Raw genomic sequence first — 8,413 nt, 5'->3', positions numbered from 1 at the left:
TGTCCGTCGTCAGATGATTTGGGACATTCAGCGGTGTTCAGGAGCGGAGGCTCTGGTCCATCTGGGGTGAGAGGTTAGGCAGCCTGCGCGTGATGGCGCAAGCGGCGATCCATGAGGGTCTGGCGCTTGATGCGTTCCCGCTCGGCCAGGATCCCTTCGCCGCGTCCGAAGTAGACGTCGGCGGGCGTGAGGTTGCTCAGGCTCTCATGGGCTCGGGCATGGTTGTAGTGTTCGACGAAGTCGGCAACCTGCGTCTCCAACTCGCCGGGCAAGTAGGCGTGTTCGAGCAGGATGCGGTTCTTGAGCGTCTGATGCCAACGCTCGATCTTGCCCTGCGTTTGCGGATGGCATGGCGCACCGCGGATGTGGGTCATGCCCCGGCTGCCGAGCCAGTCAGCCAGGTCGCTGGCGACGTAGCTCGGCCCGTTGTCGGAGAGCAGGCGTGGCCGCGGCATCACCCGCGCCTGATCAAGGCCCGCCGCGTTCAACGCCAGATCGAGTGTAGCGGTGACGTCGCTGGCCTGCATCGTCGTGCACAGCTTCCAGGCGACGATGTAGCGTGAGAAGTCGTCTAGGACCGTCGACAGGTAGTACCAGCCCCAGCCAACGACCTTCAGGTAGGTGAAGTCCGTCTGCCAAAGCTGGTTGGGCGCGGTGGTCTTATCGCGGAACTCGTCGGCGGCCTTGATGACGATATAGGCCGGGCTGGTGATCAGGTCCTGAGACTTGAGCAACCGGTAGACGGTCGCTTCCGAGACGAAGTAGCGCCGCTCGTCGGTAAAGCGCACTGCCAGCTCACGCGGACTGAGTTCAGGCTGCTCCAGAGCCAAGGCAACGATCTGCTCGCGGATCTCCGCAGGTAGGCGGTTCCAGACCCGGCTTGGCTGCGAAGGATGGTCATTCAAGGCCTCGGGGCCGCCGCGCTGGTAGGCGTCGTACCAGCGGTAGAACGTCGAGCGGGTGATGCCGAGCTTGTCCAGGGTGGCACGCACCGGCAGGTGGGATTGCTCGACGAGCCGGATGATCTCCAGCTTCTCGGGGGCCGGGTACCTCATGCCTCGTCGCCCCCAGCCCCGCTCATGCTTTTTTTAAGCAGACGGTTCTCCAGGACGAGATCAGCTACGACCTCCTTCAGCGCCCCCGTCTCGCGACGGAGGTCCCGCACCTCATCCGTGGTGGCCGCGCGAGCCGTGTCGCCGGACAGGCGCTTCTTGCCAGCCTCCAGGAACTCCTTGGACCAGCCGTAGTACATCGAGGCGGCGATCCCCTCACGTCGGCAAAGCTCGGCGATGCTGTCCTCGCCACGCAAGCCTTCCAGCACCACGCGGATCTTCTCCTCGGACGAGAACTGCCGACGTGTGGCCCGACGGATGTCCTTGATCACCGCTTCTGCCGGCTTCTTGGCCGGTCCGGATGTCTGCTTCATCTTCGCTCCTCAGGGGCTACGATGAACCAGCCATCCTCCGTTCGTGAAGACCCTCAATCTGTCCCACAGGTGCTGACGTCGGACAATCGACAACTTCCGGGAAGGCATGGACGTGATCCTGAAGCCGCTCGAGGGCGTCCTCACCGGCATAGGCGGCTATTCCGGAACGGCCCTCCTCGGCGACGGCCGCGTCCTCCTGGTCCTCGACCTCAAGGAGCTCCTGTGATGCCGATCCGAATCGCGCGCAACGTCGTCCATCTCGAGGGCCATTGCACGGTGGAGGAAGCGCTCACGCTTCTGGAAGCCCTCCGCAAGCCGCGCCAGCCCAAGATCGTGCTCACCGCATGCCTGGGGATGCACACCGCCCTCCTCCAGGTCCTCGCCGCCGCGCCGCGCGTCACCATCGCGCCGCCCGCCGATCCGACGCTGGCCGGCATCGTCATGCCGTTCCTGCAGGCCTCCCGGGCGGCGTCCTGAAAACCACCCGCGCCCCGCGCGGGCATAGCCTTCACCGATCGGATCGCGGCGCCCCGGCGCCACGATCCGATCCCCCAACGCAAGCATTACACCGAGGAGACTAGGATGGCCGCGACGATCATGATTGTCGACGACTCGCCGACCATGCTGCTGAGCATCGAAGGTATTCTGACCAAGGCCGGCCTCACTGTGGTCAAGGCACCGAGCGGCGAGAAGGCCCTGGATACGTTGAAGTCGGGCACCAAGCCGAACCTGCTCATCACCGACCTCAACATGGGCGAGATGAACGGCATCGACCTGATCCGCAAGGTTCGCAAGCTGCCCGGATTCGCCTTCCTGCCGATCCTGATGTTGACCACCGAGTCGCAGCAGGACAAGCGCAACGAGGCGAAATCCGCGGGTGCCACGGGCTGGATCGTCAAGCCGGTGGATTCCGACGGATTGCTCGGCGTGATCCGCCAGCTCGTTCCCGGAGCGTGACCATGTCGCTTGCGGGTCGAACGCTTTCTCCCAGATGGATCGGCCCGCTCTGCGCAGGGCTCGCTGCCTTGTGCCTCTCCGCCATCGCCGCCGCGGCCTTCGGGCCGGTGCCCGGCGTAGCCCTGATCGCGGTGGCCGGCTTCGTCATGACCTGGAGTTCGACCGCGCTGATGCGCCTGTCGCTGGGTTCGCAACGGACCCCACCCGCGAAGGACGCCCCGGATGCCGGGGCGGCGCCGGAGGCCGACGCGCTGCCGGAACCCGAACCGGTGGTGTCGGAGCCCCGAATCGACCTGACGGGGGCCCTGGCGGACCATTTCACGGCCTATGACCGCCTCTTCGAGCGCGCGTCGCAGGACACCGCGTCGGTGACCGAGGAGACGGAGGCCGCCGCCTTCGACATCATGTCGAGCCTGAAGGCCGTGGACGGCGCGATGACCGATCTTCTGACCTTCCTCGACGTGTCGGGTTCCAACGTCCGGGTGATGGAGATCGTGGATCAGACCGATCAGCAGTTGATCGAGAACCGCCGCCTCATCACCGTATTCCTGGCGCAACGCGACTCCGATATCGAAGAATCCCAGCGGCGTCTCGAAATCCTCGACGACACCACCGAGGAGCTGACCCGCGCCATCGACGGGGTTCAGACGATCGCCCGTCAGACCAACCTGCTCGCCCTGAACGCGACGATCGAGGCGGCCCGCGCGGGCGAAGCCGGTCGCGGCTTCGCGGTAGTGGCCGCCGAGGTCAAGCAACTGTCCCACGCCTCGGCAGCCACCGCGACCCGGATCAGCCAGGGCCTCGCCAGTCTCCGCGAATCGATCCGGGACAACTTCGCCACACTGGTCAGCCAGCGCATCGAAGGGGAGCGGGGCGAGCTCACGAAGATCTCGACGGCCATCTCGGGCCTGACGGAGAACATGGAACGCCTGGTCTCTCACCAGAGGGACACGTTGGTGAAGGTCCAGGAAGAGAGCGCCCGCATCGCCGAACCCGTCGTGCAGCTCATCGGATCGATCCAGTTTCAAGACGTCACGCGACAGCGGCTGCAGCACCTCGAGGGAATCTTCGCGGCGGCCCGCAAGAATCTCGATGCGATGGATCTTTCCAATCCCCGCCCCGAGACATGGCCAGATGCTGTCGCCTTCGCCGAACTGGCCCTGGCGGAAGGCCCGTCTCCGCCCCGGTCGAGATTGAAACGCGGGAACGACATCGAGTTGTTCTGATCGGGTCCGGCAAAACCGGACGCCGGTTTTGTGTAACAAAACCTGCGTCATTTCAACGACCTAAGCGAGGTGAAGCGTTGGCTTGCCAATGCCGCCCCGCTTAGAATCCCGCCGCCCGGTCGCACGGGCAGACGGCGATGAGGTCCACTCATCGCCGTCTCATATCAGCGGATACATGCGGTGAGAGTATCGATCCATGGCCTCGATCCTACTGACCGACGACGTCGCCGTTGTCCGGATGACGATCCGGCGCTTTCTCGAACGGGGCGGTCACACGGTCAGGGACTGTGACTCCGCTGACGCGGCGGAACAGATCCTGTCCAGCCAGTCGTTCGACATCCTCGTCACCGACCTGTGGATGCCCGGCCGGGACGGCCTGACGCTGATCGCCTGGGTGAAAGCCCAGCACCGCGGCATGCCCATCATCGCGGTCACCGGGGGGGCTCCGCGGACGCCGCAGGTCTTCTCCATGGAAGAGGCTGCTCGGGCCGGCGCCGACCGCGTGCTCATGAAACCCGTCGGCATGCAGGAACTCCTGTCCGCCGTCACCGATCTCATCGGATCGCGCATCTGAACAGGTCAGCATTGGCGATGCCAACGCTTCACCTCACTTGGGCCTTTGAAGTGTAACGGGTTTTCAGACACGAAACCCGTGACCACTTTTGCTGAACCTGCTTAGGAAAGCGGAACGCATGCACAGTATCGGACAGATCATCCTCGACAATCGCGGGGCGGTCCTGGATGCATGGCTCGAACGCCTTCCCGGCGGCGCGGCCGGGGCGCGGCCGGCCACGTTCCAGTTGCTCAAGATCGAGCTGGGGATGCTGGTCGACAAGCTCGTCGCCTATTTTAACGCGGGCGACCACGATCTCGGCGGCCCCCTCTTCAAACCCGTCGAAGACCAGGCCGCCACGATCAGCGCCGCGTGTGCCCGCGACGGGCTGACCCCCCTGGAGACCGCGACCCTCATCATGTCGCTGAAGACCATCACGCGGGACCTTCTCGATCGGGAGGTCGGCGGCGACCGGGACGGGATGCGGATCGGGGTGGATGCGGTGGTCGACAGGCTGGCACTCGTCACCTTCGCGGCTTTCGTCGAAACGCGGGAGGACATCATCCAGCGTCAGGGCCGGGCGCTCCTGGACATGGCGACCCCGGCCCTTCCGATCTGGCGTCACATCATCCTGATGCCTTTGGTGGGAATCATTGACACCCAGAGGGCCAGACAGGTGATGGAGTGGCTGCTGGAGGCCCTCGCCCGGGAGGAAGCGCATATCGCGATCCTCGACGTCACGGGGGTGCCGTTGATCGACAGCCGCGTCGCCCTGCACCTGACCAAGACCGTCGAGGCGGCCCGCCTGCTCGGCTCCCAGGTGATCGTCACCGGCATCAGCCCGGACGCGGCGCAGACCCTGGTCAAGCTCGATGTCGATCTGTCCAGCATGATCACCAGGGGCACCCTGCAGGTGGGCCTGGCAGAAGCCTTCCGGCTCCTCGCCCAGCGGAACCAGGGCATGAGCGGGAGCCCCTTCTGATGCGCGTTCCCATTCTCCGGCTCGGTCGGGTCCTTCTGACCTCGCTGCCATCCGATCTCACGGATCAGCAGGTGATGGACCTCCAGATCGACGCCCTGGCGCTGATCCAGGCGGGCAAGGCCGACGGGCTCGTCATCGACATCACCGCGGCGGACGTCGTCGATTCGTACATGGCCCGAATGCTTTCCGAAACGGCGAAGATGGTGACGATCATGGGCGGCATCGCCGTCCTGGCCGGCATGCGGCCCGCCGTGGCTCTGACCCTAGTCGAGATGGGCCAGAACATGATCCACATGGAGACTGCCTTCGATCTCGAGGGCGGGGTCGCGAAAGTCGCCCGGCTGGTAGCGTCCCGCGGAGGTCGCCATGACGAAGTCCCCACGGTCTGACCCGCTCGATGCGGTGACGCGGGACGAAACTGTCTGCGTCATTCCGATCCGGGTCCAGGAAGACATCCTCCGCGCCCGGCAATCGAGCCGCGGCGCGGCTGCGGCGATCGGCTTCGGCACCGTCGACCAGACCCGCCTCGCCACCGTCGTCTCCGAACTGGCGCGCAACATCCTGACCTATGCCGGCACCGGCGAATGCCGCGTGGTGAGCCGCCTGACCCCCGTGGAGCGGAGCATTGTGATCGAGATGGAGGATAGCGGGCCGGGAATCGACGACATCGCCGATGCGATGATGCCCGGATACTCCACGGGAGGGGGACTCGGCCTCGGCCTCCCCGCCGTGCACAAGCTGATGGACCACATGTCGGTGGAGACGCGGCCGGGACGCACCCTGATCCAAGCCTCGATGGCGAGGCGCCGATGAAACCGGAGCCGGACAGGCTCGACGTCAGGGTGACGTCCGAGATGGATGTGGTCGAGGCGCGGCAGAAGGCGCGTCTCCTCGCCCTGCGTCACGGGTTCGGGACCGTGCGGGCGCACGGGATCGCGACTGCGGTCTCCGAGCTCGGCATGAACCTCGTGCTCCACACCGCGCGGGGCGGTCTGATCCACCTCACAGCACAGGGCGAGGCGGGAGCGGCCGTGGTCGAGGTGGTGGCCGAGGACGAGGGGCCGGGCATCCCCGATATCGCCCTCGCCATGCAGGACGGATACTCGACCCGCGGCGGACTGGGCTGCGGGCTGCCCGGGACCCGTCGCCTGATGGACGAGTTCGCGATCACCTCCGAGGTCGGGCGCGGGACGCGCATCGTCTGCGCGATGCGGCGGCCATGAGGCGGCTGTCATGAGGGAATGGCCGAGGATCGCGGCCGCCTCACGGGTCTATCCCGGGGAGACCGTCTGCGGCGATCAGGTCTCCTGGTGGCGCGAGGGGCCGGCGACCCTGGCCTGTATCGCCGATGGGCTCGGCCACGGACCGGACGCCCATCGTGCCGCCCAGACCCTGCTCGCCCTGCTGGAGGGCCAGCCGGAGATCGACCTGGCGCAGCGGCTCGTGACCGGCGACCGGGCCATGCGCCACACCCGCGGCGCCGCCGCGGCCCTCGTCCGGATCGATCCCGGCACGAGGATCGTCACGGTGGCCGCGGTGGGAAACATCCAGGGGGCTCTGTTCGGCGCGCGCACGCGCCGCTTCGACGGAACCCCGGGGATCGTGGGGGCGGGGCTGCGTCACCTCAAACCCCTCGACCTGCCCTTCGCGTGCGACGATCTCCTGATCCTGTGGACCGACGGACTCCGGCCCGTGGATCTCGGGACCGACCCGACGGTGCCGCACGAAGATCCGGAGCGGCTCGCCGCGCAGCTCATGGCCAGTCTCGGACGCCAGAGCGACGATTGCGCCGTCCTGTGCATCACCTTCGGCGAATGAAACGGCATGAAGGCGCTGCTCCAGCGATACACCACGGGCATGGCCAGCCATGTGGCGACCTGCGCCGAGGCATCGCTCCTCGACATCGAAGAGCTCGGTCGCCACGCGATCATGGAGGATTTCGCCCTCGACGAGATCGCCGGTCTGCACGAGGGCGCGGCCCTCGCCCTGGCCGACCAGGGGGTGCCGATCAACGAGCCGGAGATCATCCGGCGCATGTCGGCCTGCCTCAGCGCGCTGATGATCTCGTCGACCATCGCCTATCGCACCAAGATCGACCTGCTCGAGCGGCAGCGGCAGCAGGAGCGGGACAGGACCGAGCGGGACCGCCAGCGCCTCGAAACCCTCGGGCAGCTCATGGCCTCGGTGGCGCACGAGCTCAACAACCTGCTCCAGCCCGTCTGCGGCATGACCGAGATCATGCTCCTCGACCTCGCGAAGAAGCCGCCCGAACGGGCCGATATCGAGATCGTGGAATCCTGCGCCAAGCAGGCGGTCACCGTCATCCAGGGCATCCTCAGCTATGTCCGGCGCGAGACGATCGCGCCGCAGAGCCTGGCGTTCGGTGCCGCCGTGACGACGGCCTGCGACTTCCTACAGCCCGCCCTGCGTCAGCCGCTCGACGTGACGATCCGCGATCATGAATCCCGGGTTCTCGCTTTGCCGGGAGAATTGACCCAGATCCTGCTCAACCTCGTTCAAAATTCGCTGCAGGCCGGAGCGACGCGGATCTCGGTCGAAGTGGATCGCATCTACCGTGACCTGCCGGACGCCTCGGGTGTGCTCGGCGGACAGAGGCCGTGGATGCGGCTCGCGGTCATGGACAACGGCCACGGCATGTCGGCGGACGTGGTCGCACACGCGGCCGATCCGTACTTCACCACGAAAGCGAGCGGTAAAGGCACCGGCCTCGGGCTCGCGATCGTCAAGGGGATCATTCTGGATTGGTCGGCCACGATGCAGATCACTTCGGAACCGGGGCACGGCACGACCGTCTCGATCGAACTCCCGATCTCATCCGGCAGATCTTTTCCCGCAGCCGTGTGAAGCCGCAGGGCAATCGGGTGAGTTTTTCCATTGTGTGACGATGGCTCGGAGGAAGTCGTCGTCCCATGCGGCGACCCTGCGTCTGAGGCGGAGAGAATCCTTGCCTGGCGCGGTTGGCGTGTGAACCGCTCCGGCTTTCCCGGAAGCTCTGCCTCGTGAGAGGATGGAGCCATAACGAAGCGATCCCCGCCCTATTCTCTCGAAGTCCGCGAACGTGCCGTGCGGATGGTTTTCGACCACCAGGGCGAGCATGGCTCGCAATGGCTGGCGATGCAGTCGATCGCGGCCAAGATCGGCGGCTCGGGCGAGGCGTTGCGCAACTGGGCCGAGGGTCTGAACCGAACCAAGATATTGCTGCGGCTGCAGTTTTGTGATTCACGTCCGCGGCTTTCAGCATGGAGGCG

11 protein-coding genes and 1 pseudogene are annotated in these 8,413 nt (G+C 66.0%); 11 read left to right on the top strand and 1 reads right to left on the bottom strand.

Translation table 11 applies throughout. The annotated features are described in order from the left end of the window. Positions 1 to 74: 74 nt before the first annotated feature. Positions 75 to 1,426, bottom strand: a protein-coding gene (locus MBTS_RS03140) for an IS3 family transposase (protein ID WP_192215063.1) whose coding sequence is annotated in 2 segments (ribosomal slippage) — positions 75 to 1,090 and positions 1,090 to 1,426 — 1,353 coding nt in all. Because the reading frame shifts where the segments join, the coding sequence is not laid out codon by codon here. A gap of 225 nt (positions 1,427 to 1,651) precedes the next feature. Here MBTS_RS03140 and MBTS_RS03135 point away from each other — a divergent pair. The 11 genes and pseudogenes from MBTS_RS03135 to MBTS_RS03085 all read left to right on the top strand — a co-directional run. After that, the gene (locus MBTS_RS03135; RefSeq protein WP_192215062.1) at positions 1,652 to 1,903 is read left to right on the top strand and encodes a hypothetical protein; all 252 of its coding nucleotides are present in this window, start codon (positions 1,652 to 1,654) and stop codon (positions 1,901 to 1,903) included. 105 nt (positions 1,904 to 2,008) lie between these two features. After that, the gene (locus MBTS_RS03130; protein ID WP_056140921.1) at positions 2,009 to 2,383 is read left to right on the top strand and encodes a response regulator; all 375 of its coding nucleotides are present in this window, start codon (positions 2,009 to 2,011) and stop codon (positions 2,381 to 2,383) included. 2 nt (positions 2,384 to 2,385) lie between these two features. Beyond that, a complete protein-coding gene (locus MBTS_RS03125) occupies positions 2,386 to 3,609 on the top strand; it encodes a methyl-accepting chemotaxis protein (RefSeq protein WP_192215061.1) in 1,224 nt (407 codons plus the stop codon). Between the two features lie 196 nt (positions 3,610 to 3,805). After that, positions 3,806 to 4,183 carry a response regulator gene (locus MBTS_RS03120; protein ID WP_056140927.1) on the top strand — a complete coding sequence of 126 codons (378 nt, stop codon included), beginning with the start codon at positions 3,806 to 3,808 and terminating at the stop codon, positions 4,181 to 4,183. A gap of 118 nt (positions 4,184 to 4,301) precedes the next feature. Then, positions 4,302 to 5,144, top strand: a complete 843-nt coding sequence (locus tag MBTS_RS03115) for an STAS domain-containing protein (RefSeq protein ID WP_056140930.1) — start codon at positions 4,302 to 4,304, stop codon at positions 5,142 to 5,144. Continuing rightward, positions 5,144 to 5,533, top strand: a complete 390-nt coding sequence (locus MBTS_RS03110; protein ID WP_056140934.1) for an STAS domain-containing protein — start codon at positions 5,144 to 5,146, stop codon at positions 5,531 to 5,533. The genes MBTS_RS03115 and MBTS_RS03110 overlap by 1 nt, the downstream gene beginning before the upstream one ends. After that, positions 5,511 to 5,957, top strand: a complete 447-nt coding sequence (locus tag MBTS_RS03105) for an ATP-binding protein (RefSeq protein WP_056140938.1) — start codon at positions 5,511 to 5,513, stop codon at positions 5,955 to 5,957. The genes MBTS_RS03110 and MBTS_RS03105 overlap by 23 nt, the downstream gene beginning before the upstream one ends. Further along, on the top strand, positions 5,954 to 6,367 hold the full coding sequence (locus tag MBTS_RS03100) for an ATP-binding protein (RefSeq protein ID WP_056140941.1): 414 nt from the start codon (positions 5,954 to 5,956) through the stop codon (positions 6,365 to 6,367). The genes MBTS_RS03105 and MBTS_RS03100 overlap by 4 nt, the downstream gene beginning before the upstream one ends. 10 nt (positions 6,368 to 6,377) lie before the next feature. Continuing rightward, entirely contained in the window at positions 6,378 to 6,962 is a 585-nt protein-coding gene (locus tag MBTS_RS03095; protein ID WP_192215060.1) for a SpoIIE family protein phosphatase, read from the top strand. Positions 6,963 to 6,968: 6 nt separating this feature from the next. Next, the gene (locus MBTS_RS03090) at positions 6,969 to 8,009 is read left to right on the top strand and encodes a sensor histidine kinase (RefSeq protein ID WP_056140946.1); all 1,041 of its coding nucleotides are present in this window, start codon (positions 6,969 to 6,971) and stop codon (positions 8,007 to 8,009) included. A 171-nt stretch (positions 8,010 to 8,180) separates the two neighbouring features. Continuing rightward, positions 8,181 to 8,316 (top strand): annotated as a pseudogene (locus MBTS_RS03085) (IS3 family transposase); the annotation flags it as partial. Positions 8,317 to 8,413: the final 97 nt, after the last annotated feature.

Source organism: Methylobacterium bullatum, assembly GCF_014845095.1.
GTDB lineage: Bacteria > Pseudomonadota > Alphaproteobacteria > Rhizobiales > Beijerinckiaceae > Methylobacterium > Methylobacterium bullatum.
The sequence above is the reverse complement of the archived record's forward strand: the minus strand, read 5'-3'. Positions and strand labels throughout refer to the sequence as shown.

Excerpts from the sequence above, each read along its gene's own strand:
- MBTS_RS03130 (WP_056140921.1), top strand. The coding sequence starts at position 2,009 with ATGGCCGCGACGATCATGATTGTCGACGACTCGCCGACCATGCTGCTG.
- MBTS_RS03105 (WP_056140938.1), top strand. The coding sequence starts at position 5,511 with ATGACGAAGTCCCCACGGTCTGACCCGCTCGATGCGGTGACGCGGGAC.
- MBTS_RS03120 (WP_056140927.1), top strand. The coding sequence starts at position 3,806 with ATGGCCTCGATCCTACTGACCGACGACGTCGCCGTTGTCCGGATGACG.
- MBTS_RS03135 (WP_192215062.1), top strand. The coding sequence starts at position 1,652 with ATGCCGATCCGAATCGCGCGCAACGTCGTCCATCTCGAGGGCCATTGC.
- MBTS_RS03125 (WP_192215061.1), top strand. The coding sequence starts at position 2,386 with ATGTCGCTTGCGGGTCGAACGCTTTCTCCCAGATGGATCGGCCCGCTC.
- MBTS_RS03090 (WP_056140946.1), top strand. The coding sequence starts at position 6,969 with ATGAAGGCGCTGCTCCAGCGATACACCACGGGCATGGCCAGCCATGTG.
- MBTS_RS03110 (WP_056140934.1), top strand. The coding sequence starts at position 5,144 with ATGCGCGTTCCCATTCTCCGGCTCGGTCGGGTCCTTCTGACCTCGCTG.
- MBTS_RS03115 (WP_056140930.1), top strand. The coding sequence starts at position 4,302 with ATGCACAGTATCGGACAGATCATCCTCGACAATCGCGGGGCGGTCCTG.
- MBTS_RS03100 (WP_056140941.1), top strand. The coding sequence starts at position 5,954 with ATGAAACCGGAGCCGGACAGGCTCGACGTCAGGGTGACGTCCGAGATG.
- MBTS_RS03095 (WP_192215060.1), top strand. The coding sequence starts at position 6,378 with ATGAGGGAATGGCCGAGGATCGCGGCCGCCTCACGGGTCTATCCCGGG.